The organism is Mycobacterium heidelbergense (assembly GCF_050205645.1).
In the GTDB taxonomy this organism is placed as follows: domain Bacteria; phylum Actinomycetota; class Actinomycetes; order Mycobacteriales; family Mycobacteriaceae; genus Mycobacterium; species Mycobacterium heidelbergense_A.
This window is the reverse complement of sequence record NZ_JBNMQT010000032.1, coordinates 13,354-39,432: the sequence shown is the minus strand read 5'-3', so window position 1 is coordinate 39,432 and position 26,079 is coordinate 13,354. Positions and strand designations below refer to the sequence as shown.

Annotated in this window: 20 protein-coding genes; 9 read left to right on the top strand and 11 right to left on the bottom strand. The window is 65.1% G+C overall.

Annotated features, from left to right (window positions below):
* From ACQI5H_RS23150 to ACQI5H_RS23120, 7 genes are all read right to left on the bottom strand, one after another.
* Positions 1-1,628, bottom strand: a 1,628-nt coding sequence (locus ACQI5H_RS23150; protein WP_427081627.1) for a hypothetical protein, incomplete at its 3' end; no start/stop codon positions are given.
* Positions 1,625-4,606, bottom strand: a complete 2,982-nt coding sequence (locus ACQI5H_RS23145; protein WP_427081626.1) for an ATP-binding protein — start codon at positions 4,604-4,606, stop codon at positions 1,625-1,627. The genes ACQI5H_RS23145 and ACQI5H_RS23150, both read right to left, overlap by 4 nt.
* Before the next feature lie 72 nt (positions 4,607-4,678).
* Positions 4,679-4,963 (bottom strand): glycosyl transferase family 39, encoded by a 285-nt coding sequence (locus ACQI5H_RS23140; RefSeq protein WP_427081625.1) that lies wholly within the window; start codon positions 4,961-4,963, stop codon positions 4,679-4,681.
* Positions 4,960-5,193, bottom strand: a complete 234-nt coding sequence (locus tag ACQI5H_RS23135) for a hypothetical protein (protein WP_427081624.1) — start codon at positions 5,191-5,193, stop codon at positions 4,960-4,962. The genes ACQI5H_RS23140 and ACQI5H_RS23135 overlap by 4 nt, the downstream gene beginning before the upstream one ends.
* Before the next feature lie 18 nt (positions 5,194-5,211).
* The gene (locus ACQI5H_RS23130) at positions 5,212-6,135 is read right to left on the bottom strand and encodes a conjugal transfer protein (RefSeq protein WP_427081623.1); all 924 of its coding nucleotides are present in this window, start codon (positions 6,133-6,135) and stop codon (positions 5,212-5,214) included.
* Between the two features lie 16 nt (positions 6,136-6,151).
* Positions 6,152-7,357 (bottom strand): hypothetical protein, encoded by a 1,206-nt coding sequence (locus tag ACQI5H_RS23125; RefSeq protein ID WP_427081622.1) that lies wholly within the window; start codon positions 7,355-7,357, stop codon positions 6,152-6,154.
* Positions 7,354-7,659 (bottom strand): hypothetical protein, encoded by a 306-nt coding sequence (locus tag ACQI5H_RS23120; RefSeq protein WP_427081621.1) that lies wholly within the window; start codon positions 7,657-7,659, stop codon positions 7,354-7,356. Before ACQI5H_RS23120 ends, ACQI5H_RS23125 begins: the two co-directional genes overlap by 4 nt.
* 99 nt (positions 7,660-7,758) lie before the next feature.
* Here ACQI5H_RS23120 and ACQI5H_RS23115 point away from each other — a divergent pair, with 99 nt between their 5' ends.
* Positions 7,759-8,193: a hypothetical protein gene (locus ACQI5H_RS23115; RefSeq protein ID WP_427081620.1), complete on the top strand. Its 435-nt coding sequence runs from the start codon at positions 7,759-7,761 to the stop codon at positions 8,191-8,193.
* Here ACQI5H_RS23115 and ACQI5H_RS23110 read toward each other — a convergent pair.
* The gene (locus ACQI5H_RS23110) at positions 8,180-8,350 is read right to left on the bottom strand and encodes a hypothetical protein (protein WP_427081619.1); all 171 of its coding nucleotides are present in this window, start codon (positions 8,348-8,350) and stop codon (positions 8,180-8,182) included. The genes ACQI5H_RS23115 and ACQI5H_RS23110 overlap by 14 nt on opposite strands.
* A 111-nt stretch (positions 8,351-8,461) precedes the next feature.
* Between ACQI5H_RS23110 and ACQI5H_RS23105 the strand changes: the two genes are divergently transcribed.
* From ACQI5H_RS23105 to ACQI5H_RS23085, 5 genes are all read left to right on the top strand, one after another.
* Positions 8,462-8,842 (top strand): hypothetical protein, encoded by a 381-nt coding sequence (locus ACQI5H_RS23105; protein WP_427081618.1) that lies wholly within the window; start codon positions 8,462-8,464, stop codon positions 8,840-8,842.
* Positions 8,843-8,844: 2 nt separating this feature from the next.
* A complete protein-coding gene (locus ACQI5H_RS23100) occupies positions 8,845-10,254 on the top strand; it encodes a type IV secretory system conjugative DNA transfer family protein (protein ID WP_427081617.1) in 1,410 nt (469 codons plus the stop codon).
* 265 nt (positions 10,255-10,519) lie between these two features.
* Positions 10,520-10,798 carry a hypothetical protein gene (locus ACQI5H_RS23095; RefSeq protein ID WP_427081616.1) on the top strand — a complete coding sequence of 93 codons (279 nt, stop codon included), beginning with the start codon at positions 10,520-10,522 and terminating at the stop codon, positions 10,796-10,798.
* 477 nt (positions 10,799-11,275) lie between these two features.
* Complete coding sequence (locus ACQI5H_RS23090; protein ID WP_427081615.1) at positions 11,276-11,662, top strand: hypothetical protein; 387 nt, start codon at positions 11,276-11,278, stop codon at positions 11,660-11,662.
* Between the two features lie 502 nt (positions 11,663-12,164).
* Complete coding sequence (locus tag ACQI5H_RS23085; protein WP_427081614.1) at positions 12,165-13,277, top strand: IS110 family transposase; 1,113 nt, start codon at positions 12,165-12,167, stop codon at positions 13,275-13,277.
* A 173-nt stretch (positions 13,278-13,450) separates the two neighbouring features.
* Here the strand turns inward: ACQI5H_RS23085 and ACQI5H_RS23080 are convergent, their stop codons facing one another.
* The gene (locus tag ACQI5H_RS23080) at positions 13,451-13,573 is read right to left on the bottom strand and encodes a hypothetical protein (RefSeq protein ID WP_427081613.1); all 123 of its coding nucleotides are present in this window, start codon (positions 13,571-13,573) and stop codon (positions 13,451-13,453) included.
* Positions 13,574-13,645: 72 nt separating this feature from the next.
* Between ACQI5H_RS23080 and ACQI5H_RS23075 the strand changes: the two genes are divergently transcribed.
* From ACQI5H_RS23075 to ACQI5H_RS23065, 3 genes are all read left to right on the top strand, one after another.
* Positions 13,646-14,020 carry a hypothetical protein gene (locus tag ACQI5H_RS23075; RefSeq protein WP_427081612.1) on the top strand — a complete coding sequence of 125 codons (375 nt, stop codon included), beginning with the start codon at positions 13,646-13,648 and terminating at the stop codon, positions 14,018-14,020.
* A complete protein-coding gene (locus tag ACQI5H_RS23070) occupies positions 14,017-15,426 on the top strand; it encodes a hypothetical protein (protein ID WP_427081611.1) in 1,410 nt (469 codons plus the stop codon). Before ACQI5H_RS23075 ends, ACQI5H_RS23070 begins: the two co-directional genes overlap by 4 nt.
* 436 nt (positions 15,427-15,862) lie before the next feature.
* On the top strand, positions 15,863-15,985 hold the full coding sequence (locus ACQI5H_RS23065) for a hypothetical protein (protein WP_427081610.1): 123 nt from the start codon (positions 15,863-15,865) through the stop codon (positions 15,983-15,985).
* Between the two features lie 352 nt (positions 15,986-16,337).
* Here ACQI5H_RS23065 and ACQI5H_RS23060 read toward each other — a convergent pair whose 3' ends face one another.
* Together ACQI5H_RS23060 and ACQI5H_RS23055 are read right to left on the bottom strand one after the other, a co-directional pair.
* Positions 16,338-16,637, bottom strand: coding sequence for a hypothetical protein (locus ACQI5H_RS23060; RefSeq protein WP_427081609.1), 300 nt, complete (start codon positions 16,635-16,637; stop codon positions 16,338-16,340).
* Between the two features lie 52 nt (positions 16,638-16,689).
* The gene (locus tag ACQI5H_RS23055) at positions 16,690-26,073 is read right to left on the bottom strand and encodes a neuraminidase-like domain-containing protein (RefSeq protein WP_427081608.1); all 9,384 of its coding nucleotides are present in this window, start codon (positions 26,071-26,073) and stop codon (positions 16,690-16,692) included.
* Between the last annotated feature and the right edge of the window lie 6 nt (positions 26,074-26,079).

Genomic DNA, 26,079 nt, shown 5'->3' with positions numbered 1-26,079 from the left:
GTGTGGTGGCGCGCGCTGCCGGGTGAGGGTGGCCGTCCGCCGGGTGGGCGGCCGCTGACCGGGGGGCCGGTCAGCGGCTGGTCGGGTTGGTCGGGGTTATCGGATTGGTTGTCGTCGAGGTTTTTTGACCAGGGTGCGCGCGAGTTGAGGTCTCGGGCGCGGTCGTAGGCGTCTTGTCCGCGTTGGTAGCCTTCGCGGCCGTGGCGGCCGAGTTCGCTGATCGAGTGGGTGAGGTCTTGGCGGGTGTGATCGCCGAGTTCGCGTTTGAGCCACCAGAAGACGCCGATGGCGACGACGGAAATGATGGCGATCATGAACAGCCGGGCCAGCGGGTGGGTCATGCCGACTTGATCGGCGTAGCCGCCGCGGGCCCCCATTTTCAGCACGATCATCGCGGCCAGGGAGATGTAGGTGGTGTAGGCGAAAACCAGGGCGGCGTGTTTGAAAAACATTGCGATGCGCCGACCGGCGCGCCGGCGCGGGTGTCCGTGGATCATGGCGGGGGCGGCGGCCACGATGGCCAGTAGGGCGTTGACGAAGGCGGCGCAGCACACCATGACGTAGCTGTAGGTGACGTAGCAGACGAAGAAGGCGAAGATCGCGCCGAGCAGGCCGTAGCAGCTGCCTAGTGCGAGGTTGGCGCCGGAGAGGTGTTGGGCGAAGGACAGGGCTTGGGGTGCTCCGCAGGAGGCCATGGCGTGGGCGGGGCCGGCGAGGTCCGCGCCGTCGTGGGGGGTGAGCATGGCCGCGGTGTAGGCGTTTCCGCAGCTTCCGATGTCATCGACGGTGGTGCCGAAGTTCATCAGTTGCAACGGCATGCGCACGGTGGTGTCGGCGATGAGGCCGGTGAGGTGTTGCAGCTGGGCGGGGCCGCCGCCGGTGGTGATGGAGCCGTTGTTGAATGCCGCTTGGGAGACGCTGAAACCGAGGTTGCGTCCTTGGGTGAGGAGCCCGTTTTCGCTGTAGAGGTCAGAAAGGGGGTCGCGGGTGAGCACGACGCCGAGCACGCCGATGGCCACGGTGGAGACCATGATTCCCGATCCAAAGCCTTTGCGGCCGTGCCAAAGAATGTGGAAGGCGCCCACTGCCAGGCCGGCCATGAGGCAGATAGGGAAAACCCACAGGTCGGCAAGGATCACCCGGATTGTCTCGAAGACAGGGCGAAACCAGGTGGCCAGCCACAGCAGCCAGGTGTTGGACATGGCGAAGCGCAGCAGCCACAGCGACAGGGCGATCATGAAGATGTAGATGCCGGCTTGGGCTTGGAGTAGTTCGATGATGCTTTCGTGGGTCAGGCCGACGGTGAGGGCGTTGGCTAGCCATCGGGCCCAGCTGGAGGGGTCGGCGCTAAGACCCGGGCCTGCTTTGGTGATGGCTTCGCTGGTGCTGACCACCGACAGGTAGTAGTTGCCGACTGGGACGCCGTGGCTGTCGGTGACGCCGGTCCAGTTCAGGGCGCCGGCCAGGGTGGAGGCGGTCGCGGGTGGAGCGGCGCCGATCGCGGCGGCACCAAGGGTGTGGGTGATCATCCAGAAGGACATCAGGCGCCGCAGGCGCGGCCGGGTGGCCATTTGGTAGCCGAGGTATTCGGCGGCGCGCTGGCCGAATGTGGTTGGGGCGCTGGTCATGTCGCGTGCCCGGGGGTGGTGTTGTAGGCGTGGTGGGTGGCGGTGTCGGGTTCGGTGGCCACCCAGATGGGTGATTTGCGGCGGAACTCGTCGACGAAGAATCCGTAGCCTTGCCGGGTGCGGCGGTGGACGCCGGCGGCGGTGTCGAGGTCGTCGAATGCGGTGGGGTCGCGCATTTCTTCGGGTGAGGGTTGGGCGAGGAAGAATTCTTCGATGTCGGGGTAGTCCTCGAGGCGGATGGCAACTTTGGCGGCGACTTGGCGTGCGAGGTCTTCGTTTTCGAACGGCATGATCAGTTGTTGGGTGATGAATTCATCGCCCATAAGGGCGAAGTCTTTGACCGGGTTTTGGGTGATGATCAGCAACCCGGTGTAGTGCTTGCGAGCTCGGCGGCTGATCAGGTGTGCGTCGTCGGCGCCGGCGCGGGAGTTGAGCAGGGCACCGGCCTCTTCGAGCACGATCAGCCCGAAGCGGGCGCTGTCGGCGAAGAATGTCACTCGGGCGAGTCGCACGAGCATGCCGTAGATGGCCACGGAGGCGCGTTTGCGGTCGGAGAGCCGTTCGTAGAGGTGGGGGGTGTTCATTTCGTCGGCGGTGGGCAGATCGAGGCTGCCGGTGAGCCAGATGGTGACGTCGAGGCTGGCCAGGTCGGGCACAGGCAGGGTGTCATCGAAGATGGCTTGGGTGAAGTCGTAGGTGGCCCAGGATTGCAGAGCGGCGCCGATGGGGGCGAGGTCGTCGGCAAGTTGGGCAACGTGCGGTGAGCGGGTGTCGGGGCCGGCAGTGGGGGCTTGGATGTGGTTGATGTAGGTGATGAGGGCTGCGGTGCTGGTGATGCCGAGGCGTTGGCGGACGTCGGCAGCCAAGATGGTGCGAAGGCGGCTGACGGCGATGCTGCGCGGGTCCAGGCTCATCATGGGGATCATGTAGTCGAGCCAGTAGCCGCCTGCTTGATGCGGGGGGAAGGTGCGCAGCGGGTCGCAGGAAAAGTGGTTGCCCGCCATGTCGATGACGGCCTTGTTGTCGACATCGCCTAGGGCTTTTTGCCATTCGATGCCCGGGTCGACGATGAATGCTTGTGTGCCGCGCTGGATTTCGGCGCGGGTGATGCGTTTGGCGGCATAGGATTTGCCGTATCCCAGGGCGCCGCTGCACACCAGACATGGGCTGTGGTTGCGCCGCGCGGCAGCGGCCAGGTCGAGCAGCACTGCGCTGTTGAGTGCGTTGTTTCGGTTGAATCCCAACAGGATTCCGGTGCTGTTACCGACCATGGAGGAGGTGAACGGGACGAACCGTGACCATTTCTTGGTGGTGGTGGGTTGGGCGAATTGGTCGACGGTGGTTTTGTGGGTGGGTGCGGCGGGGTTGAAGGCCGCCCAGAGTCTGGTTTGGGCGCCGCGATAGTGGCGGATCGCGATTTGCCCGGAGCCGGTGAGTTCTTCGCGCAGGCGTTTGACGCTGTAGTCGAGGGTGTGCGGGTCGTGTGCGCCGACGGCGATGACGAAGGCGGCGTGCAAGGGCCGTTCGTCGATGTTGGCTTGGAGTTGGCGGTTGTATTCGGCGAGTTGGCGTCGGGTGGCGATGAGTTCGGCGTCGCCGTTGCGCACGTCGCGGCGCTGGGTGAATTGGTCATCGATGTTGCCTTTGGCGCGGTCGTTGCGCACGAATTCCATTTCGCGGCTTAGCGTGACGAGGTTGACGGCGAAGTCGAAGGTGGCGCCGGTGTCGAGGTCGTCGAGGGCTTGCAGAAATTCTGAGCCGGGAAACACGATGCCGGCTTTGGGCATGTCGACGACGGGCAGGATGGCTTGGTAGCTGTCGGGATAGACCCCGTCAGGGTTGAAGACTCGCAGGGTTTTGCTCCAGGAAGGGATGCGCCGGATGCCGGCGATCCAGGCCAGCAGTGCGGCCGCGGCGCCGGCCGCGGGTGGGGCGGCCAGCAGGGGGCCGACGAGTATGGCGGCGGCGGCAGCCGCAGCGGCGAGTGCGGTGGCGGCCAGGGGCAGGGGCAGGGCGCGTCCGCCGTGGTGGTGCTGGTCGCCGTCGTCGAAGACGGCGACTGGCAGTGCGCTGGTGTCGAGGTGGGTGGTGGTGGCGCGGCGGGGCAGGGCGTTGTTGAATACGCCGCGCCAGGCGTTGTGGCGCCAGAACCAGTCCATCATGTCGGCGCTGACGGGTTGGGGTCCGAATTCTTCGGGGATGGCGGTGATGATGTCGTGGGCGAGTCGCTGGTAGGCAGCCACGGAGTCGTCGGAGTCTTTGTCGCGGCCGATGACCCAGTCGCGCAGTTTGGCGACTTGGCCTGCGGGGCTGTGCCCGGCGCGGCCGGCGTCGACGGGCATGGCGAGCCAGTAGATGCGGGTGCGCGGTGTTTGGGCGCCGATGACGGGTGCCATTTGCCGGCAGGCGCTGATCCAGCGGTGTTGGTCGCGGTGGCCATCGAGCATGGCGCGCAGTAGCTGGCGCTGGTTTTGGGGTACGGATAACCCGAAGACCCATGTGCCGGCGGGGATTTCGCGGGCCAGGGTTTGGTGGCGATCGGCCACGGCGGTGCGGCGTTTGGTGGATTGCAGGTAGTAGGGCAACCCGCTGATCAGGTAGTGGGCGTAGACGCCGTGGGCGGTGAAGCTGAGGTTCGCGATGGCGGCCCGTGGCGGGGCCAGCAGCGAATCGGTGGCGCTGCTGGCCGGTGCGGGGCGCAGGGCGCGCCACGCGCTGGCGATACGGAAGCGCAGCGTGGGCCGCTGGCGGGGGAGCAGTGCGGTGGCGCCGGCGGCGGCGCCGGTCAGGATCAGGCCGTAGATCAAGATGGCGCGGGCGTGCCCGGAATCCAGGGCAAGGATGGTCAGTGCGACGGTCAGGGCTGTGCCCCCGTACAGGCTGATCGCCACCGGTAGTCGCAGCGGCTTTTTGAACAGGATGTCGGTGTAGACGGGGGTGTCGTGGACACCTTTGAACAGCTGCGCTGATTCGGTCACGGGGTGTTCCTCGAACGGTGTGAGCGCCGGCCAGGGGGCGGTCGCGATGAGGTGTTGGGGCAGCGGCGCGGCTTACTGGCCGAATTGGCCGGTGGTGATGCCGGTGCGGTCGACGGTGCGTTTGGTTGAGGTGTAGATGGCGTAGCCGGAGCCGACGACGACGGCGACGATGACCGCGGTCAGGGCCCAGGCCACGGTGGCGCCGATGCGGCCGCCGAAGAAGGCGGCGGCCGCGCGTGCCCCGCCGCCGAGCAGGATGAGCACGACCAGCACCCCCACGCCGATGGTGTAGAGGGAGTGGCTGCCTGAAACCAGGTCAGTGGCGGCCAAAATCGTTGGGGCCGAGGCGGTAGTCATGAAGGGTTTCCTTTCGTGATTTCGCGCAAGGACTGCGGCAGCGTCCCCAGGGTGGGGTCGAGATGGATGGCGTGGCCGGCCGCCACGAGCAGCAACAGGGCGCCTGCGGCGGCGGCGGTCAGGAGCCCTGTTCGGATGAGCCTGCGCCCGCGGTGATAGCGCACGAGTCGGGCCAGGCGCAGCACCGCTGTGGCGATCAGGATCGTCGACGGTAGGTGCTCGAGGCTCACGGTGGGTTCCTGGTTGCTCTAGTGCGGGGCTGCGGCGGTGGGGATGACGGGGGTCAGTTCAGCGCCCGCGGCGAGCAGGGGGGCATAGTCCAGTGCGGAGACGCTCCAGCGGCCGCTGGTGACCGTCAACACGATGGGGTAGTCCAGCTGCAGCGGGGCGTATTGGTTGGTGACAGCGTTGACGGTGGCCAACACGTGCACGGTGGTGCCCTCGGAGGGGACATCGCGCTCACCGGGGCTGTGGTTGGCGACGAGCTTGATGACTTGGGCGGAGTGGTAGTCGGCGGCAGGCGCCAGCCCAGAGCTGGTGGTGACGTAACGTTCCAGCCCGCCGGCGCCGGTCAAGAAGCTGGTGATGAATCCGCTGACGGTGGCGAAAGCTGGTGAGGTATCGGCGACCGCGGCGGCATAGCCTAGCGGCGCGTCCGCGCCGGCGCCGGGCCCGTTGACTCGGGCGGGCAGGGCGCTGGCCCGTAGGCCGTAGCTGCTGTAGACGACGGGCAGCCGGTAGTAGGCGGTGTGGGGGGTGGCCGCCTCAAATGCCCGCTCGCAGACGCTGATAACCACACTCCACTGCTGGGCGGCGCCGGTGTCGCCGACCAGGGTGACCGCGGAGACGGCCGGGGAGGTGACGATGAGCGCGGGCGTGGTAGGTAGCCGGATCGGGTCGCGCAGCGAGAAGCAGTCGTGGAGGACCTGCTGGTGGGCTGCGGTGGCGGTGAGCCAGCGGGTGACACAGTCTTGGGCGTAGGAGCCGACCAGGGCGGTGCGGTTGACCGCGCTGCGCGCCGGCCCGCCGACGTCGATGGGGTCGTCGAAGATCCATCCCCAGATGGTGGCGATGGCCACGACACTGCAGGAGGCCAGACCGACGACGAGCCCGGCGCGTCGTGCCGCGCGATGAGTGCCTTGCAGGCGGTGGCGCCACGTGTGGGTGAGCATTGCCGGTGGCAACCTCCTACGGGTGTAGGGGTGAGTGGCCGAAGATTTTGATCGATGACACCGCGAAGGTGTTGTCGGCGGGATCGGTGTGGGTGGAGTCGGGGGCCAGTCCGGGCAGCACGGGGGTGGGACTGGTCGGCGCCGGGTCAGCGGGTGCGGCCGGTGGGCCCAGTACCTCGCCGAGGAAACCGCTGCCGGCCCCGGGAGCGGCAGTGGTGGTGGGGGTGGTGGTGTCGGCGGGTGCTCGCCCGGTTTCTTGGACGAGCATGACGATTCGCGAGGCCAACACACCGCTAGCGGGCATGGGTTTGGTGGCTTCACCGTGCACGGCACCGGTCTCTTGGGGCACCGCGGTGGGCGGGGTGTCGTTGAAGCTCCATTGCACGCGGGTCAGCACGCGATGCTGGTGCCATTGGTCGGCGCCGGAGGCGTCGGCGCCGACCCAGCCGGGGGTGATCGACACGGCGGTGACGACCATGGTGCGGCCTAGGTTGATGACCAGGAATTGGCCGACGTTGCCGCCGGTGACACAAACCCAGGCCTGGGTGGAGTCCGGACCGGCGACGGACTGCGCGGCAGTCGAACCGGGCAGGCATCCCACCGCGGTGGCGGTGTAGGGGATGGCGGAGTCCTGGTTGTCGGCCGCTGGAGTGGTGCTCGAGGGTGCGGGCGCAACGGCGAGCCGGGTGTTGGGCGAGGGCGGCTGCTCATTGGTGTGCGGTTGGCTGCGCATGGCTAGCAGGGCAGCGCTGACCAGCACGGTGGCAGCCACGGTGATGGCCGCGAATCCGGCGGCGATGTTTTTGTTGTAACGGGGAGCGCGTGTCGATTGCCCAGTGCTATCGATGTCATCGCCGGCGGTGTCGGCAGAGCTGAGCTGGTCGACGAGATCACTTGCCGGCTGCGGGTTTTCGGCGACATCGCCGTGGTCGTCGCTGATGTCGTCACCCAAAGGGCTGGGTGGTTCATCGGCGCGGTCGGGACCGTCGAGATCAATGGAGTCCTCGGCGTCAAGCCGTTGTCCACGGGGCTGCTCGTCGGCGTCGGCGTCGACGGGGTCCTCGGCGGGTTCAAGGTCAGGGCTTGGCGGAGCTTGTTGCTGCGCGCCGAGCATGGCGGCGGCCCCGATGTCGAGGTCGTCTGGGCTGTCGCTGTCGATGTCGTCGAAGAACGCCTGAGTCGCGGCGCAATACTGCTCGTGGTCGGTTACGGGGTTGTTCATGGCAGAGCCTTGCGGGAACCGGGGGACAGGATGGACCGGCGCAGCGGCGCGGAGGACATGTTGTGTGCGGGCCACCGAATCGACGGCGGCAGTTGGGGGCCCGTCACGGCGGTGGGGTAGTCCACGCCACGCTGTGCACGCCGGGGCTTGCGGCGGTGCGCGCGAAGACCCGCGGCGCTGGCGAGCAGCCCCGCGATCACGATGCTGGCAAACAGGTGCTGGGTCACGAAGATCACCGCCGTGAGCAGGGTGAAAACGCATCCCATGAGGGCGATGAGAAAAGCGCCGATAACAAAACGCATCTGCTTGACCTCCTGTCCTTGGGCCCAGCTTAAGGGATGCAATAACCGATATTCCACGGCCGTAGCGAAATAACTTGATCGGTTGTTACCGTCATTCGTGTGAACGCAATCCCGGCAGACGGAGTGGGGCGGCTGCTGTTTTTTGTCGAGGACCGCTTAGCGCAGCTGCGCTGGACCCGCGAGGACCTCGCAGCCGCGGGTGGCCCGGCGCCCTCGACGCTGTACAAGGCCGCTGAACGCGGCGGCGGGTTGTCGGTCAAGACGCTGGCCCGCCTGGATGTGGCGCTGGCATGGCAAGAGGGCTCCGCGCAGCGGACACTGGGCGGAGCTACCCCCGCGATGCGGATATCAGAGCTGGTCAGCTCATGTGCGGCGGCGATCGACGCGGCGCGGCGCGACGCGGAATGCGCCGGGGTGTCGCGCTGTGCGGCCGAGTTGAAGAACTTCTTACTGGACGTCGCGCAACGTTTAGACGACTTCTACACTGAGCCTGTACGACCTGCCGGGGGTGCTGCTGATGTCAGTACCGGCTGACCGGTTCGACGAGATCCGCCGCAAGTGGATCGCGCGTAACCAACGCACTTTCATATTCCAGAAAAGGCGCGCGGAAATACTGGCGCGTCAAATACGAGATCGCGATACCGAATATACCGGCGCGCGGGTCGACCCTGCCGACGATGACGTTATACATCCTTGGTATGCGCGGCCCATTAAAACCTCGTACGCGATGTACGAGTGGGTGATATTCGTAATTGCGGCACTGCTGGCGCCACTGGGGTGGCCGGCGGGTAAAGCCGTGTCGGTGAGTGTGGTTCAGCTAATTCCCGGCGAGCTGCGTTCGTACCCGATTGCCGCGTTCATGTGGTCGGCGGCGATCGTTGGCGCTCCGCTGCCACTGCTGTTGTGGTTGACGGGGCCGGGGAATTCTTTGGTGTCGGCCGCGGCGGTGCCGTGGCTGCTGGCCCAAATTCCCGCCACCCTGCTGACAGCGGGGATCTACGGGATTTTGGAGGGCTGGCTGGCGGTGGACGGGGCACGCGACTGGTGGCCGATGAGCCCGCCCGAAGAGATCGATGATATCGATTTCGGCTTTGTGCAGGCCGATGACCTGACCGGGCCGGGGGTGTTCCCCACCCGCCGCGATGAACCGCCGGGGGATCGCAGCCCCATCAGAAGGTTCTAGCAATGTATTGCCCACCATCCTCGCCGTTCTGCGGATTTAGCCGCAATAGCTCCAATGGCAAGCTGTCTTTAGCGGAGGGGGCGTGCCACCTGCTGGTGTCTGCACCCACCGAGACCGGTAAGACCCGCGCCGTGCTGGCGCCGGCGGCGGTGTTGTGGGGCGGGCCGGCGGTGTGTGTGTCGTCCAAAGACGACCTAATGTGGTTGGTGTGCCAACGCCGGTGGGGCCCAAAGCAAGTGATCGACTTGCGACCGGATTACTCGGCGGTGTATCCGCCCGATGCGCAGGTGTGCTCGTTTGATCCGACCGCACTGATCACAACGCCGGATCAGGCGGTGACCGCGGCCAACACGATGATGCAGATGTCGGCGGTCGGGCTGGGTTCGGGCATCGACCAGGTCTCTGATGCCGGGATTTGGGAAGCCAACACTGAGGCCCCGCTGGCGGCGATGCTGTACGCGGCTTCCTCGCGCGGCAATGGCAAAGGCATCGAGTGGGTGTTGCTGGCCGTGGACAACTTAAGAGAAGACGACCATGACCCCGATGCGCCGGGCTGGCACTGTGCGGCTCGGCATGTCAACGACCAACCGTTGCTTCGCAACGCGCTGATGCGCACCTTGGCGATGGATCCGCGCCAGCGGGACAGCATTGCCTTGACGATGCGCAAGGCGGTCACGCCGTGGATGCGGCTGGGGCTGCGCGGGATCAATGATCCGTGTTTCGATGAATCGTTTCTGTCCCAACCGGATGCGACGTTGTTCATCTTGGCCCCGGCCGAAGGATCGATCGCCGGTGCGGCCGTGACGTTGCTCGAACATCTGGTGCGCAGCTGGCGCGGCAAGACGGCTCGCAAGGAAATGCTGCACCGGCTGCTGCTGGTGATCGATGAAGCAGCCAACGTGGCCCCCATGCCATATCTGCGTCGCCACGTCTCGGAGGGCCGCGGCCTGGGGGTGAACCTGTTGCTCTCGGTGCAGGCCTCCTGCCAGTTCGACACCGTCTACGGCAGCGCCTATGCCCGCGAGCTGCGCGCCACCTTCCCGGCCGCGCTGATCATGTACGGGGCGGACGAGATGGAGATGTTGCAGCGCGGCGAGCAGTGGTCACGTGAGGCGACGCGGCGCCAGGAAACCTTCGATCAAGCCAGCGGGGCTAAGACGTTGTCCTCGCATTTGGGTCCCAGCCTCGATTACCGGCGGCTGCTCCCACAGAACCTGGGGCAAGCGCGGCTGCTGCGCCGCGGCACGGCCGGTATCAGCACCGAGCTGCCCGACTGGCCGGACTTCGTCGCCAAATACGACCAGGCGGTCAAGACGCTGCTGGAGGAGAGACCCAAGGTGGAGCAACCCCGCAACTTGTGGGAGTGGGTGCTGGATCGTCATCGCCGTGCCGCCGAGGCAGTAAAGCAGTGAACGCCGAGCAGCTGCGCGCCGCGCTGGTCGATGTCCTAGCTGGCGCCACGGGCCCTATCACGACCAGCGCGATGCGCATCGCCGTTGCCGAACGTCGTGGTTGGCGTGGACGCCGGCCTGTGGTGGCTGAAGAGGTGTACCGCGCCTTAATGATCCTGCAGCGGCGCGGTGTGGTGCGCCGAGTTCACGATCAGCCGGGTCGGCTGGCGCACTGGGAATTAACACACAGCCACCGGCGCGGGCACGATCAGAGGGGTTCGCCGTGATGGCGGTGTTTGAGATCGGTGAACGCCAGGCGCGGCCGAAAGTCCATGGCGCGGCGGCGTTTTGGGGATGGCTACTGATCATGGAGGCCGCGACTTGTCTGGGGTCGTTGGCAGGTTTCGACCATGTGGCACAGGTGCACAACCAGAGCGCGACGTTGCCGGCGCGCCATGGCGAGTTTTGCGTACATGCCACAGCTGTGTTGTCCGAACCCGACTGGATCGGCCAGTTGCGACCCGCAAGCGCGATGCCCGCCGGCGGTCATGAGGACATGCGATGAGCGCACCGATCTGCCACCGGCGGTTGACTAATTGTGCAGTGGTAGGCCGAATCAGTGAATGTCGGCGGATGAAGAGCGAAAGGCGGGCGCGCAGTGCATGATTCGCGCAAACTTCCCTGGCTAAGCGGCCTGTTGGTATCCGTGGCGTTAGCGGCGCTGCTGATCGCGATGGTCATCAGCGGCAGTCTGCACGTGATCGAGGGCTTGGCTACCTCAAGCTTGTAAGGGATACCGCCCGTTTTCCCGCCTGCGCGTGTCGGGCGCGGTGCGTGTTTTGGATGGCCTTGGCGGCACGCGCGGATTTCAATGTCCATGTGGTTAAGTGGTGCGGTGATCGGCTGGCTACTTTCGCGACTGCGTGGCCGCAGAACGATCGTGCATTCCCCCGTTAGGCCCGGCGTCGGGCCCGCCGCGGACTGCGCGCCGTGGGTTATCGGTGGGCTGTGGCCTGCCGAGCTACTGTCACCGACCGCTGAGGTGAGCATCGCCGAGTATCTGCGATCTGATCTTCGACGGATCGTCGACACCGCCAACAACCGACTCAGCAGCATTCAGCGAGCAGGGCTTCCCGCGTCAACGCGTGATGAAATGCAGGCCCAAGTGATTGAGCGGGCGCGAGCCTTGGCGATCCGACGGGTGGAGTCGACGGTTCGCCATCTTCACGGTCCGGTCCACCGCTCGTATTCAGAGAATTCGCAGCGCGCAACTGCGCGCGTCGAAACACAAACGCCGCGCCGCTTCAAGACTCGTCGCTACCGCCGTCCAGGGATCGACGCCTGGGTAATCGACACGTCACGCAGCAATGGGCAGGGACGTCACCGCAAGGGACCCAACAGATCCGGCGGTACCGACAATGGCGTCTAATCTGGCTGAGCACTAGGAGACGCTGACCGCGAAAGGGTCTGAGCGCTCAAGAAACGCCGTCGCCGCCTTGAATCGCGAACTGTATTGCCGCCACACTTCGGTGACATCTGGCCGCGGCGTTTTCTGCATAGAGGTTGGTTAGGGGCGCGCGACCATTCCGCGGGTTGCGCTAGAAACGGGCTGGGGGAGTACCGCGGAGCTACGATGTCTTGGTCCTCATCACCGTGCGTCCGGCTCCTACCATCGAATGCCGCCTTCGGGTGAGCGTGACGCCGTCATGTCGGCGTTCGGCGCGAGGATCTGGGCGCGTTACAGGAACCCAGCAGTATCGCGCCCTGGTCGGTGACCGTCGTAAGGCGGTCGACCTCCGCTGCACCCGGGGACCGACGTTCGAGGAATAGTGCCGCTTTGGCTGGCTTACCTATGTGGTGCCGGCCCCGGGTGTTGTGGCTGGGGCCAGACGAGGCCGCCGCCGCGGCCGCGACAAAAGTGGGTGGTTGTCATGGTGGTTGTCGGTGTGGATGCGCACAAGGCGACTTACACGATGGTCGGGGTCGACGCCGGCGGCCGTCGGCTCGATGAGCTGACGGTGAAAGCGACTGGGGCCGGGCACCTTCGGGCGCTGGACTGGGCTCGCAGCGTTTTTGGTGCCGATGTGCTGTGGGGGGTTGAGGACTGCCGTAACCTGTCGTCGCGGCTGGAGCGGGCGCTGCTGGATGCGGGGCAGCGGGTGGTGCGGGTGCCACCGCATCTGATGGCTCGCACTCGCGCATCGGCGCGGACACGGGGCAAGTCGGATCCGATCGATGCGTTGGCGGTGGCCCGGGCCGTGTTGCGGGAACCGGACTTGCCGGTGGCCACCCATGATGGGGTGTCGCGCGAGTTGAAGCTGTTGGTGGATCGCCGCGAGGACCTAGTCATCCACCGGACGGCAACGATCAATCGGTTGTTGTGGCGGGTACACGAACTTGACCCGTCACGCGCGCCCAAGCATGCCGCGCTGAATCGAGTAAACCCTCGACATGCCCTCGATGCATGGTTGGCCAGCCAGACGGGCCTGGTGGCGTCGCTGGCCCGCGATGAGCTGGCCGACATCACCTCGGTCACCGAGGAGATCGACGCGCTCGAGAAGCAAATCGCGGTGCGGGTGCGCACTGCGGCGCCCTCGCTTTTGCGCATTGTCGGGTGTGCGGAGCTCACAGCGGCCAAGGTGGTTGCCGAGACCGCGGGCGTGCAGCGTTTCCGCCGCGAGGCCGCGTTCGCATGCTATGCGGGGGTCGCTCCGCTTCCGCACTGGTCTGGGAGCACCAGGACGCGGGTACGCGTGGGCCGCTCGGGAAACCGCCAACTCAATGCCGCGTTGTACCGGATCGCGTTGACCCAGAGGCGTCATCCCGGGCCCGGCCAGGAGTATTTCCGCAAACGTCGCGAGGCTCACGACTCGCCTGCCGAGGCCACGCGCCGTTTGCAGCGCCGGGTGGCGCGCCGCGTTTTCGGCTGTCTGCGTGCCGATTTCGCCAACCGCCACGCGACAGATGAACCGCTGCGGCCGATTCCCGAGCTCGAGCGGATCAACGCGGACTGGTCGCGCGCACTTCTCTCTGGGGCGCTATAAGGGAGCCAAAACCTTTCCACCGCAACGCGCGGCGGGCGGAAACAAACTTCGCACGACCGTCGCGCCCGGCCTCCAACGGTCGGTATGGTTTTCCCATGTCGTCGCTTGCGAGCTCGCCATTCGTCGCGCCTGAAGCAGCGCCGGCGTTACCGCCGGCTCGCGAGTTTCTAACGTCAGCGGGCTTCGGCGGCGCGGCCGCCCTTGTCGCAGCGCTGCTGCTGGCTGCGGTGGCCCTGTTCGCTGTAGGGCGGGCATCCAAGCGACACCGCGCGCAGCTTGAGCAGCAAGAGCGTCACGACGAACAAGTTCGTGAGGCTCAGCGGCGCAATGACGCGGTGCAGCGGTGCTGGCAGCGCTTGGTGTGGGTAGTGGAAACCGCAGGGATCGAACCGGCAGACAGTCAGCGGGCCACGGTGGGACTGGGACCAGAACTGGCCCTAGAGCTGCTGCGGGGCCTGCTGCGCGACGCCGAGGAGCTCGGCGACGACACGCTCACCGGAGCTGTGACGGTGTACTTGAACCAGCTGTCGAGGCTGTTAGCGCAGCAGAGCAGCGTCGCTTCCGAACCGTCCGCGCCGTCCTCACCGGCATCTGCGCCCGCGGCCGCAGGCGCAGACGGGCAGCCGGGGCAGCAGGAGCAGGCACCGAAGCCACAGCCCGCGCCGGCGCCGGCTAACCGCAGCCCGGCCAGCGCGCCGAGCAAAGCCGCGGTCACCGGCGAGGGCAGGCGTCGACGCCGATGACTCACCTGCGCCAACACATTGAGGAGCTCGACATAGAGCGCTGGGCTGCGCTGACCAGACGCGCCGCCACCGAGGCGGTGGATGCCGCCCAGCGCCGCGGCGAGAACGCGCCCGCGGACGTGGCCGCGGTAGCGGCGATGAGTGAACATGAGCTCATCGAGCACCGCACTCGCGCCGGACCGGCACCAAGACAGCTTTCACCGGTGATGCAGCTCGTCGATGCCGACCACCGACGTGCGCTCGCTGAGCACCAGGCACGCCAGGCTGAACAAGCCCAACGTGACGCTCAAACGACTGCGCAGATGGCACGCACCCAAGCCGAGGAGTCTGCCCAGGCGGCCGCCGAAGCACGCGAGCAGGCGCGTGCCGCCAATACGGAGGCTGCACGTCAGGCCGCCGAGCATACCGCCGAACTACGCAGTGCCCAAAAGGCTTTGGAAGAAGCGCGCGCCGAGTTGGAACGTGTGCGCGCCGAGGCCGCCACCGAGGTGGCCGCCGCCCACGAGCAGGCCCGCGCCGCCGACGAGCGCGCCGAAGAACGCGCTGCAGAGCGCCGCGAGGAACGCGCAACCGCGCAGCGGGCCTTAGAAGAGATCCGCGCCGAGTTGGAGCGAGTGCGCGCTGATGCCGCCGCCGAGGTGGCCGCCGCCCACGAGCAGGCCCGCGCCGCGGACGAGCGCGCCGAACAACGCATCACTGAGCGCGCAACAGAACGCCGAGCAGCCCAGGAAGCCTTCGAAGAGTTGCGTGGCGAGATGGAACGGGTCCGCGCCGGCGCCGCCGCCGAGGTCGCCGCGGCGCAGGGCCGCGCCGATGGAGAGATTTCAACTGCCCACGCGGCCTTGATCAGGACCCGGTCGGAAGCTGACGACGCGATCGCCGAGGCAAACGAGCAGGTCGAGCACGCGATGGCGGCCCTGCACGCGGCCCAGGCCGAGGCCGCGCAGGCGCGCGCGGAAGCCGAGCAGGCTCGTATGGTCGATGCCGCTGGCCCGCACTTACTGAGCGTTCCTATTCCAGCTACAGAACTGCGCGCCCACACCGGCCTTATTGAAGATGCGTTGTCGGCCGTAGGTGATCTTGACCATGCGCTGGAGGCCGCCCTGATCAGCGACGGCCAGTCGGTTGAAGATGAGGCTGTGCGCGCGCTGGTGGCGACGGTGCAGGGCCAAGCCGGCGGTCTGTCTGAACAGTTACGGGCACTGTCGGCCCGGTATAGCGATGGCTGGCTGGCGCAGGCTGCGCGCACCTATGTGGGGGCCGCCACCCGGGCCTATGGCGGTCTGCTGGCCCGGATCGCGTCGGCGGTACAGCGGATGGCGCAAGAAGGTCAGGCAGATGCCGGGGTGGTTGAGGCAGTGACGGCGATGCTGGATGCTCACCCATGGCGGCGGGCCACGTCCTGAGATGACGATGACCTTCGGCGTGCAGACCTTACGCGGATAGCGGTACTCGAGGTAAGCGGTGAATGTTAGCAATTAGCGTCAACGATCAGCGGTGTCCCGCCGTCCAGCCACGCTGAGTGCAGTTCGATGATCTTGGTGCGGGTTGACAGACCTTTGCGGTGAAACATGTTCTCTGCACAGTCGAATGGGAGCGTGTGGCCGCAAAATGCGAGCATGACGGGCGGAGTTCGGCGGGGTTTCAGTACCATGCGGGCGATGGACATCGCGACTGGTGAACTCGTCCATCGGTAGCAGGTTTTCGGAGAGCCTCTCGCGGAGGGTAACTCAACGATGTCGATCGCAACTTCCGCTGAAAATTTCCTGGCTGCCGCCAGTTTGCACGATGGACGCCGCCTCGACGTCCATCTAGCACGGCATTTGAGGCAGGAGCGGCCAGATGACTGACAATCCGGGAAACCCCACACCAGAACCGCCACACCAGCAGCAGCAACAAGAGCAGCAGCAGCGGGCCAACGAAGAGTGGGAGGCTCAAAAACAAGAACGGCCCGAGTCGAACTAATCGGCGGACGGACGCCACTCGGAAGTTTGTTCGAGCGTCTGCGGCGCTTGAGGCCATCTTCCCGGCTCAACCCAATCCGACCTGGATCAACGCGCCGACTTTTCAGGTCGAAGTAGCTAGCAATGTCCGATGACATGTCGTCGAGAAACTCGGGGCGCGGGTTGTGTTCATGTGGGCGTTCGCGGCGGTGAGCGCGGTGGCGATGGCGGCCGTGGCACAGCGATGACCGATGGTGTTGCCCACGGGGTGGAGGTACCTAGCGCATGCTGGGCGCGGTATTTACGCTGTGTTCGGTGCCGGCGGCAAGGCGGACTCCCCAGCTTCGGCCTTGTCGCCGGTGTCCGATCGCGCTTCATCGCTGCCGTGATCTCTGTTGGCTCGGGCGGATCTCGTCGACAAGCACCAACATTCCGGTCACACCGAGCATTGCTGACGCGGTGATGTAAAACACGGGGTTGTCCGACCTGACTCCGGTCGCGAGGAGCGCCACAATGATGGCCATTGCCGCCGCGATCACCGTGGCCGCGTGGTAGGCACCGTTTCTGCTGGAGAGGGCTTTCGCATCGCCCCGGGGTAAGCGGTGTGTTACGACCTTGGTGAACATCAGCACCACGGCGACAGCCGCGACGTTGTTGAAGAAGTCTGCCTGCATCCCTGACACCTCCTGTCGATGAACAAGTGAGCGTGGCGATTGGTTGTTGCTGTTAGGCAATGGTGTAGCCGGCGAGAATCCAGAGGTCCTCGAGTTTGGTCGGGTCGCAGCTGATGGAGACCGGGGTGCCAAGTGTGGGGTTGCCGGCAGGTCCGATGCAGATTGAGTGCATGAGCTGATGCCGGGGCAGTGCGGTGGCCGACCCGTTAACCGTAAGCGTGTACTGGGGTGGTTCGGCCTGGACTTTGGCGGCCCAGATGTATGTGGTGAGTGTGGGGTTGTGTCCTCGAGCTATGTAGGGCAAATGTGATTCGTCGATGGTGATCGACGTGGCGCCTGTTTCGCCGAGTTGCCACCATTCGCTGGGGAAGCTCTCACGAAGGCTATAGGCGGCATATAGGCCTTGGTGTCCGTCGGTGAGAGTGGCTGCATGCATGGCGGTACCGGTGAGCGCGGTTTCGACTCTCTTGCGGAATGCCGAGCCGCCCTCGCGGGCGGTGTAGCGGATATGCAGGATTAGGTCGCTGATCGTGTCGTAGTCGAATTGCGGGTATTTCGTGGGCAATTCGATTCGCCACGTGCTAATGGCGCCGGCACCTTCGAACGGCAGGTAGCGGTCGTCGTGGAAGTTCAGGTCGAACAGACCGGTGTCTGAGACCGCAGTGCTGGTGGCGATCGAGGCGATAGTGCCGACGTTGTAGGCGAATCGGTCGTCGTTGCCGACGTCTTCGGCGTACTCGTGCGGGTGGGGCGCTTCGTCGGTTGTTTTGCGGTACTTGTTGGTGATGAGCGATAGCGTCATGCCCACCGTCGTGTAGGGTCCTGCGTTGCACAGCAGTGAGGTGCTGACAGTTTTTATCCGGCGTAGGTAGTGGGTGGGATGGTCGAGATCGAAGGCGATCTCGGGAATCACGACTGTGGCTGTTCCGGTCGTCTTGAGCTGCAGCAGTGCGAACGGGTCTTGTTGCGCCAGTGAGATGTGTTTGGTCAGTTCGTATTCGCGGATGTTGTTGTCCAGATGCGCTGCCTCCATTCGGTTGATGTCGTGCAGCAGTGCGTGGGCGGTCATCAAGCCTTTCTTTTGGGTGTTCCAGTAGCCGTAGGTGATGAATGTGTCATCGCGGGCCAGCTCGTAGCAGTAGCAGCGTTGGGCTTTAATCGCGGTGTCATAGGCGAGTTTGTAGGCCTGAAAATATACGGAGCTGACCTGGGCGGCCATCCAGTTGTAGAGCTCCTCGTTGGTGAACTTGGTGAGCATGAACTGTTGGAGCTGTTGGGCATTTTTGATCTGGAGGTCGTGTTCTTGGAGGTCTTTAGCCAGTGTGTCCAGATGCAGATTCGCGTTCGCGATCTGCTGCTGGTTTTGGGCGAGTTCCTTTTGGGCAAGGGCGAGTTGGAAGTTCCATTCATCTTGGCGGCGTTGGTACCCACCCTGGGTGCTGGCCATCGCCGCGGACTTGTCCGCGACACGGGTCAGCGACGACAGCGTTGCCGCTGCCATCTCAGCCGAGTTGCCGATTGATTGGCCACCGAGTGTCGCATTGACGGTCGGGGAGCCGCCGAACCCGGCTGCACCGGCCATAAAGTCAGGAATCAGCCTGAGTCCGCCAGCGAGCGTGTAGCCTAGCGCCACCGCGGCTTCGCCCAGCAGCGATGTGGCGTTGAGTGCAACCGCTGTTGTCTCCCCGGTGTTCATGAAGGGCTGCGAGGAATAGAAGACGATGCGCTGCTCGATGACGTCCTGGGCTCGTTGCAGACCGGTTACCGCGCCTTTGGCTTCTTCGATCGAGGCGAGTTTGACGGTGCGCATCGCGTTGAGAACCGCGATCTCCTGGGTTTGGCGGAGGTTGGCCAATCGTTCGGCGTTCTTCTTTTCCAGCGCGGCGGTCAGTTCGCTGCCCAGCCCTGCCACCTGTTGTGCCAGGTCTTTGGCTTTGCCGGCCATGGTGGTGAAGTGGTAGTGCGGTAGCGGTGCGCCAAGACCGGCCAGCACCTGTGTGATGTCGAGGCCTGCTGCGACAGCGCGGACAAGTGCTCCGGGGTCGATGGGTGGGGAGAATAGGGCCAGCGGTGTCGGGATGCCGTCGATGTTTTGGCAGTTGCGGATCTTGAAGAGTCGGTCGGCGACCAGGTCCCACTTCTGTAGCAGAGTCTCGTTTGGCGGAATGCAGAAGTACAGCGATGTCAGCGAGGTGCCCGAGGGGGGCAGCTCGGCCCCATGGTGAGGTAGGGCGTTCACGTCGGGGACCAGGTTTTCCAGGTCGAGTAGGGCGTTGCTGAACAAGTCGAGTTCACCGCGTAGCTGTTGGTAGGTCATGTCTGGAACTGGCACGGCGGGGGGAATGATTTGCGGTTTGGGGCCAAGTAGCTTGTCCGCCAGGACATATAATTGGGTGGCTTGGGTGACGGACTCGCGGGTGAATTGCCGGAACAGGTTGTCGCCCCAGTCGATGAGGTTCTGCACGTAGTTGATCACGATGGCCATCTGGTAGGCCACGGGTCGTGATCGTGCGACCACGTCTGGCTTGAACGGGTTGTCGCGCCATTGGGCGACTGCGAACGCCAGATCGCTGATCGTTGCGCCGCTGGGATCGGCGGCGATTGCGTTCATGATGGAGTCGATACGTTCGTTGAGGTAGTCAGTAGCGGTGGTCAAGAAGAATGGTTTGGTGTTCCAAAAGCGGCTGGGCAGTGGGTAATCGCCGATGCCGACCGGGTTGAAGACGTAGTGGAACCAGTCGCGTGCTTTGTCGAATTGCTGGTCTTGGTTGAGCATCATGGCGACATCGAACGGGACGTGGAAAAACAGCTCCCAGTTGTAGGACGAGTAGGCGCCGTCGAGTTGAAAGTCGACGATTTCGCGCGGGTAGGGTTCGATGACTTCGGGGCCGGGCTGGTAGGTGGCAGCGAAGTCGAATCCGGTGTCGGTGAGCTGAGTATCACGGGCCATCAGCGCCGAAACTCCTGAGCCGTTGAGCAGTTTGCGGAATGCGCACACCAACGGGTGGTAGAAGTTGGACACCTCCAGTCCGTAGCGCAGCTGCCGGTAGTGCCGAAGCTCGGCGAGGATCGTCTTGTAGTCGGTGTCTTGTTGCAGCTCTTTGAGCAGTTCGGTGATCGGAACGCTGGGGTCCTTCTTGTATTTGTCCAAATACTTTGTCGCAAGAGCGATCACGTCGTTGATGAGGGTCAACACATCAGAGGCGGTTCGCTTATTGGCCTCGATGTAGTTATCGGCCGCGATGAGTTCGTTGGCCGCATCGACGTCGAATCCGTTGGTCAACGCCGGCGCCAACGGGGTTTGGGTGCTAGTGGCCGGCGCGGGCCGGGGGTCATATTGGCGCGGGTAGAAGCCGGGAACGATGACGTAATCACGGGCGTAGTCGCCGAAGAAATAGGGCAGCAACGTGCCAGTGGGAATCGCCACAGCCGATCGCCGGGACATGAAGGTTCGAGCTGTGAGGCTGGATTGGGACGAAGCGATTGCCCACAATTCGATCAACAGGAGGATCCAGTCGATGACGGTCAGTTGCAGCGGGTAGGTGACTTCGTAGAGGCCGGCGGGGGTTCGGCCGAAAATCTGTTGTGGTGTTTGGCCCGCCATTGCCACGATGGCTAGCTCTTTGTCGAGGCCGCCGGTCTCTTGGAAGCGTCCGGCCTCAAGTGCGGTGGGCACGAATTCGGGGTAGAGCCAGGCCGGCATGACGCCACCCTGGTTGGCTTCGGGCACGCCTTTGCAGCCGGTGAGCGCGAAGGAGCCGATCAACGAAAGTTGCTGGGGCGCTCCTTGGGTGTATTCGGTTGCCGAGCCGACCTGTTGGAAACAGGAGACGGCTTGGTTTTCGCCCAGGCCCCATACCAGCATGGTGAACTGGTCCTGGTCGGGGAAGTCGCTCGAGTCGTAATAGTTGGTGGGGTCGGGGGCGTAGAGCGCGGTGTCGCTGACGCGTTTTTCGCGCCACCGTCCGTCGGCGTATTCGCTGACCGCCAGTTGGATCTTCCATCGGTGTGCCGGCTTTTTGGTGGGTGTCCCGCCGCTGGTTTTGAGGTTGTCGGGGTCGGGTATTGGTGGTGGATCGGAGGTGTCGTCGGGTTCCTTGGTGAATTCCGGCCACGCGATCGTCAGACGCGAGTTGCGTGAAAACGCCAGCAGTTGGTCACCTTTGATGTCCAGCGGCACCTTTTCCCACGGGGTCCATGCGCGCTCTTTTTGAAATTCCCTGTGGTAGTAGACAGCTGGGGTGCCGCCGCGGGTTCGGGCGAACACGTGCTCTGCCTCACGGGCGGTGTCGTAGTAGGCAGCCATGACGTCGAGGTGAGCGATGTCGTCGAGACCTTCCAGGTAGGTGTCGATCGCGTCGGAGATGGTGTCGTCGGTGAGTTGGTTTTGGTGCAGCGTGTTTTCGAACGCGATGAACAGTTCAGATTTGTTGTCCCGAAGATCGGGCAAGATCCAGTTCTCTGGCCACAGAAAGATTTTGCGGTTGGCCTCCCAGACCCGGAAGTTCGCCATCCAGTCCCATTGCGTCCAGCCGTCGTCGGTGCCCACGCTGGCGACGCTTTTCGGCTCAACGCCCATCAGGCAGCGCATCGCGAACAGTTGCACGGTGGCGTGTCCCTGCACGATGCGTGATGTTGACATGCAGGCGGTCATCTGCGTGTCGATGAGGAAGTAGTCATAGAGGTCATCGACGGAAGTGAGGTCGGGGTTGTCGGCGAGCAGATAGGCGACCAGGGCGTCGCGCTTCATTTCCCGCAGCGGATCCTGGATTTGTTTGAGCACGCCCAGCCATTGGTTGTCGGGGTAGCGCGACTTGAGGGCTCGGCGCATGCCGGCGGCATCAGTGAGGTCGAGGACGGGTTTTGTGACCTGGACCGCGGTGGCCATATCCAGTCCAAGGGTGCGCAGCATGGCGAGGGTGTCCAGTATGCCGGCGGTGGTGGCGGGGTTGTGGTAGGCGGACACGTCGGGCGTGGACAGGCCCAGGTGGGTGTCGAGGTCGATCAGCGTCGCCGGGTCCGTGCCGGTCAGCGTTGCCAGGTAGGTGAGCAGCTTGGCGGCGGTGGCAGGTTTGAGGACGGTGTCGAAGAACCCGGTGAGGGTGTACGGGGTTTGGGCGTCGGCGGGGTTGGCGACGTCGGGGTAGGCCGCGGCCATGTCGAGGAAGCCCTGCAGTTGACGCCAGGCCGGCAATCCGGTGGCGGGTTGGGCCGGTTGGTAGGGAAGGTGGTCGAGCTCGAGCCAGCCCAGGGCGTGTGCGTTGGCCAGTAGCCAGGTGAGGGTGGGCGCCGAGAGTCCGAGTTTGCCGATGGCAAGGGTCATGGTGTGCAGCAACTGCACGGCGCGCTGTTGAAGGTCAGCGGCGGCCGGGGTGGTGGTCTCGTCGAGCAGGATCTGGCTCAAGGGTGGTTGTCCTGCCGTGGGGGGTTCTTTGAGCCGAGCGGTGGTGAGCAGATCCCAGGTGAGGTCCTCGTCGAGAGCGAAGGTGGTGGCGATCGCTGTGGTGAGTGCGGCTTGGCGGTCGGTGTCGTAGAGGTAGGTGCCGACAGCGTCAGCCACTGCGGCGATCACCGCGTTTGAGGTGGCGTCGGTGGGGTTTGCGGCGCGGGCCGCGAGGGCGGTCTGGATGGCGGTGGTGTCGAGTTTGGTGCCGGTGGCGGGGTCGACGTAGCTTCCCACGGTGGCGTCGATGAATGCCGATTCAGTGACGGTGGTGTTGGCCCATGTGTCGGTGAGCAGTGTTTGCATCTGCGAAAGCGTGTCGGCGGTGATGCCCGGGAGTCGCGCGAGGAACGGGCGCACTAAGGCGGTGCTTTCGGTGGGGGTGCCGTCGGCTGGAAGCTGAAGTGAGTCAGCTGTTTTGGCGGTGGTGTAGGACTTGTGTAGGTCGTTGAGAAGGCTGGTGATCGCCGCGCCCGGCATATCCAGGGCAGCCAGGTCGTCGGCCTCGTGGCGCAGCAGGTAGCGCCAGGTCGAGATGGGCAGCGCTGAGGCGGTCATCGTTGCGGCGGTGTCGGCGAACGCGGCCAGTTGTGCGGCTGAGGACAACGGGTTGGTGCCGACGATGGCCACCAGATCGGTGACGGCGCCAACCGAGAGGCCTAGGGCGGTGGCGAGCCGCGACAGTGCGTAGGTGGTGCTGATGCTGGCAGCAGTCAGCGCGGCGTTGGCGCCGGCGGCCGCGATGAGCAAGGTGGTGTCAGCGGGGGTGGTGCCCAGGGCTAGGCCGAGGTAGGTCGCTGCGGCGGCGAGTTTGATGCCCGAGCCCGGGGAGCCCGCTTCGGCGGCCTCGTTGGCGTGGATGGCCTTGGGTTCAAAGTGGGCGTCGACTGCACCCGTGCGTACGGGGTTGAGAAATGTCGCTGCGTAGGCGCCGGCCGGGTCGTCGACGTCGAGGGTCTCCAGAAGGTCCAGGGTGTCATCGACGGTCAGCGACAGCCGAGCCGCTGCGGTGGTGATCGCGGTGAAGTCGATCAGGCATGCGTCATTGAGTGTGCCGTTTCCGCCGGCCGTGCTGCGGATGGCCCGGTCAACGGTGGGGCTGGGCCAGCCGGTGGCGGTACGGGCCCGGATGAAGCGGTGGATGCGATCGAGGGCCGTGTCGTTGAGATTGACGATGCGTTTCTGGGATAGATCAGCGGTGGAGTCCAGGTGTTGGATGAACAGGTCCTGGCCCCCGTCGACCCAGCCCAAGTCGAGAAGCTCCAGCAGGTCCTGGTAGGTGATTTCGGCGCGGGTGACGAACTTGTCGACGTGCGAAAGGGTATCAGAGGCCGGGGTGGTGGGTGTGTTCCAGATCGTTTGCTGTGCAGCGGGGTTGGCGGTAACGGTCAGTATGCGCTGAGCGTCGCTAAGCCCCAGTGACTCCGCCGCACACGCGGCATCGGATGGGGCGCCGCCGACCTGCAGCCGGCGCATCAGCTCAGCCCGGTCGATGTCGAATTGGGCGAAATATCGGCGTGTCTCCTGATGCGCCAGGTCGAACGGTAGGGTGAAGCACCAGGTGCTGGCGACAAGCGTCTGGTAGGCGTCGGTATTGACGTATTCCGGTGCGGCGGCGAGTTCGTCTGCGCTGCCAAATGTTTGGCGCAGCACCCGGGCGCGCCAGTTACCCCCGTCGGGGGTCAGGCCGACCACCGCGGCGGTGTCGCGAACAACGTATCCGTTGTCGAGGTCGGGCCCGTAGATGATCGCAGTGTCGGTGAACGCCAGTCCGGCGCCGGTCAGTGCGTTCAGTAGATCCGCCGAGATCGTCCCCGGCGCAACGGGTCCGGTGTAGAGCAGCCCGGCGTCGGGCGCGACGGCGTCCTCAAGGAGCTCACACACCACATCCAGGTAAGGGAGGGTCGTGTTGGTGTTGGCGCAGTTGAGATCGGTCACGGCGAGGTCGGGGCGCCGTGCCAGCAGGACGTCGCGCGCACCTTTAAGCGGGGCCGGTGAACCGCTGGTGGTGTCCACGACAAGCCGGTCGCCGAGAAACTGCAGCACGTCGGCGAGGTAGGCGGCCGCCCCGTGCACCGATCGGCAGTCGGTGCACTCGCTCATGTTGATGGCGGCGAACAAGCTTTTCATGTTCGGAAAGTCTTTGACCACCGGTTCGATCCGGGCGGGCTGTGGGGCCAGTGCCGGCACGAGGGTGGCGGCCGCCGCACCCTGGAGTTGGCCAGCGACGATCAAGCTCGCGGTGTGCACGTTGGCGGCCGTCCGGAAGGTTTGGTTGGCCTGCTCGGTGGTGAAGTCGGCGCTTTGCACGGCGTCGCGCACGAACCGTTTCTGACCTTGGCGCATCACGGCCGCCGCAGACGAAATACCGCGCTCGAGTAGCGATTTGGTGTGTGTGTAGGTGGGTGCGAGCCGATAGACGCGCTGGGCTGTGCGCACCGTGGCCGCGGTGTCGGTGTCGACGGGTTCGGTGTGCTGGGCCAGCAGGGTGGTGATGTTGCCGGTGGCGAGGTCGAATTCGGGGTGGCTGGCCAGTGTGTCGGCGACTGCGGCGGCGTGCGGCAGCGGCGGGTTGGGGTCAGCGGCGAGCTGGGCGGCGAACGCGGTGGTGGGGTAGCGGGCGGCCATGCGTGCGGCCATCACGGCGCCTTGCTGGTGCGCGGCGGGGTTGTCGCCGCCGATCGCCGATGCCCAGTCCTCGGGGGTCAGTTCGGCCAGCCGGTGCGGGTTTTCGCCGGTGATGCCGAAGCGCTTCTGGACGGCATCGATCGTGTGTGGGTCCTCGCCGAGGATGTCGGTGATCGACAGTGTGTTGGCGATGTCGGTGGTGGCGGGATCGGTCGGTACGAGGTTGAGGTCGGCCAGTTTGGTCAGCACCGACGGGAGGTCGCCGAGTGGGTCGGCGGCGATGATCGCCTTGAGTTGCTCGGAGACGTCGGACTGCAGCAGATGCGCGATGTGGCTGTTGATGACGCGGGTGCGCTGCTGGCTGACCCAGGATTGCGCTTGTTGGCGGTGCTCATCGAGCAGCTTGCGAATGGTGGGCAGTTCCTCGAGCAGCGCGGCGGGGACGATGAATGTCGATGTCGCTACGCGTACGGCCGATTCCACGTCGGCGGCGGGCAACAGCACGATGTCGTAGAGCAGCGGCTCGAGCGGGGTCGTCACGCTCAGTTGAAGCCGCGGGGTCAACGACGCCCAGTTCTGGGCGGCGGCCAGGGTCTGTTGGGTGAACAGTGCGTAGAAGAAATAGGGGCTGATATCGATCAGGGTGGCCAGGCGGTGCGCCAGCACCAGCCAAGTGATCCGATCGTGATCGACGCCGGTCTCGCCTTGCAGGAAGGTGATATCGCGGTGCCGGTCGTTTTCGGTCAACTCCGCCCAGCTCAACTGGCCCAAAAGCGGCTCGATCAGCGCGGTGAGCCGCTCATACTCGCTGTGCTCGGGCGCGACCGCGGTGGGCAGCTCGACCGTGATCGACACCAACGCGGCAGCGTTGAAAACGGTCTGCTCCAGCGGTGTTTCGTACAGCAGGCGGTCGCGATCGAGCACCTGAACATAAACATCGGCCGTGCCGATCTCCAGGTTATGGGCCCGTTCAGGGGTGTAGCGCACCAGGTAGAAGCCGTCGTCGCCGGTGGTAGTGTCGCCGAGCAGTTGGCTAGAGCGTAGATCGCGGTCCAGGGCGCGGATCTGCAGATGGGACGCGGGCCGATGATCGGGGCCCACGACGAATCCGACCACGTAGCTGCGGTGTTCGATGTCCTTGCCACGTGCAAGTGCGGCGAGGGTGTCGGCGTCGGCGATGCCGGTGGCAGCAAGATCAAGCCGGTGCTGAATCGCGATGAGCTCGCGGCGTGTGGAGGCGCCGAAGAAACCCTCGACCAGCTCGTCGCGGCCGATCGAGGCGCCCCGATCGAGCATTTGGGCGTGTAGCTGGCGCACGTCGGCGCCAGATGCACCAATCGAAAGGTCTCGGGCAGCATCGTTCATCGTGAC

Bases quoted from the DNA above. Each gene is read 5' to 3' on its own strand.
- ACQI5H_RS23140 (WP_427081625.1), bottom strand. From the start codon at position 4,963: ATGACTACCGCCTCGGCCCCAACGATTTTGGCCGCCACTGACCTGGTT.
- ACQI5H_RS23130 (WP_427081623.1), bottom strand. From the start codon at position 6,135: ATGCTCACCCACACGTGGCGCCACCGCCTGCAAGGCACTCATCGCGCG.
- ACQI5H_RS23125 (WP_427081622.1), bottom strand. From the start codon at position 7,357: ATGAACAACCCCGTAACCGACCACGAGCAGTATTGCGCCGCGACTCAG.
- ACQI5H_RS23120 (WP_427081621.1), bottom strand. From the start codon at position 7,659: ATGCGTTTTGTTATCGGCGCTTTTCTCATCGCCCTCATGGGATGCGTT.
- ACQI5H_RS23110 (WP_427081619.1), bottom strand. From the start codon at position 8,350: ATGTATAACGTCATCGTCGGCAGGGTCGACCCGCGCGCCGGTATATTC.
- ACQI5H_RS23100 (WP_427081617.1), top strand. From the start codon at position 8,845: ATGTATTGCCCACCATCCTCGCCGTTCTGCGGATTTAGCCGCAATAGC.
- ACQI5H_RS23095 (WP_427081616.1), top strand. From the start codon at position 10,520: ATGGCGGTGTTTGAGATCGGTGAACGCCAGGCGCGGCCGAAAGTCCAT.
- ACQI5H_RS23085 (WP_427081614.1), top strand. From the start codon at position 12,165: ATGGTGGTTGTCGGTGTGGATGCGCACAAGGCGACTTACACGATGGTC.
- ACQI5H_RS23070 (WP_427081611.1), top strand. From the start codon at position 14,017: ATGACTCACCTGCGCCAACACATTGAGGAGCTCGACATAGAGCGCTGG.
- ACQI5H_RS23065 (WP_427081610.1), top strand. From the start codon at position 15,863: ATGACTGACAATCCGGGAAACCCCACACCAGAACCGCCACACCAGCAG.
- ACQI5H_RS23060 (WP_427081609.1), bottom strand. From the start codon at position 16,637: ATGCAGGCAGACTTCTTCAACAACGTCGCGGCTGTCGCCGTGGTGCTG.
- ACQI5H_RS23055 (WP_427081608.1), bottom strand. From the start codon at position 26,073: ATGAACGATGCTGCCCGAGACCTTTCGATTGGTGCATCTGGCGCCGAC.